This is a genomic window from Pseudoalteromonas sp. NJ631, from assembly GCF_000276645.1.
Classification (GTDB): domain Bacteria; phylum Pseudomonadota; class Gammaproteobacteria; order Enterobacterales; family Alteromonadaceae; genus Pseudoalteromonas; species Pseudoalteromonas piscicida.
This window is the reverse complement of record NZ_AKXJ01000042.1, coordinates 1-1,142: the sequence shown is the minus strand read 5'-3', so window position 1 is coordinate 1,142 and position 1,142 is coordinate 1. Positions and strand designations below refer to the sequence as shown.

Below are 1,142 nucleotides of genomic sequence, written 5' to 3'. Positions count from 1 at the left end.
CCGTTCCGTATCCGATTTAGGGGCTACATACTCCGCTCTGGATAATCCAATATCCGGCTCCGGCAGTGCCTTAACATTGACTTTACCATTCGCTGTCAACGGCAAAGCTTCCAGTATCATATACGCCGACGGCACCATGTACTCCGGTAAAGCCTGACGAATATGCCCCTTAACATCCTCTATCAAGGCCCCTGTTTCCCTTTCACTGTCGCCAACCACTAGATAAGCGACCAGCTGGCTGTTGTTTTCTCCATTGTCCCGAGCCAACACTAGGGCTTCCTGAATGTCACTATGAGTTGCTAGAGCATGCTCTATTTCACCCAGCTCTATACGAAAACCCCGTACCTTCACCTGGTGATCTATTCGTCCCAAATATTCAAGCTCGCCACCCTCCTGTCGGCGCGCCAGATCGCCTGTGCGGTAAAAGCGTTTCACACCCTGTCCCGGCAAACACACAAAACGCTCAGCACTCAAGTCTTCCCGATTTAAGTAGCCCCGGCTAACCCCGTGGCCGCTGACATACATTTCACCAACAATACCGTCCGGTACCAGCACTTGTTTTTCATTCAACAACAGAATATCCAGATCTGCCAGTGGCTTACCTATCAGGCTCGCACCCCGACCTTGCGTTAAATCTTGCTCCCGAATACGTCGATAGGTAACATGCACTGTGGTTTCGGTGATCCCATACATATTGACCAACTCTGGGGCGTTATCGCCATGACGCGCCACCCAAGGTTTAAGCTGAGTGAAATTCAGAGCTTCCCCGCCAAAAACCACATAGCGCAGCGCCAGCGATTCATCCCGACGGCCGTCTTCGGCAATCAACAGATTAAAGGCGCTCGGGGTCTGGTTTAAGACCGTCACTTTTTCCTGCACCAACAACTGGTAGAAATCTCCGCTCGAGCGCGATACCCAGTAAGGTACTACCACTAAACGTCCGCCATAGGCCAACGCTCCCCAAACCTCCCACACCGAGAAGTCAAAGGCGTAGGAATGGAACAGGGTCCAGACATCAGCTTCACTAAAGTCAAAATGCGCTTGTGAGGTGCCTAGTAGGCGGGTCACATTGTTATGCTGTACCAGCACTCCTTTAGGTTGCCCGGTAGAGCCAGAGGTATAAATAACATAAGCCAGATGAT

General features: G+C 51.4%; 1 protein-coding gene. It reads right to left on the bottom strand.

What is annotated here, in order from left to right; all coding sequences use genetic code 11:
- Positions 1–1,142, bottom strand: a 1,142-nt coding sequence (locus tag A587_RS0123700; protein WP_017219568.1) for an amino acid adenylation domain-containing protein, incomplete at both ends; no start/stop codon positions are given.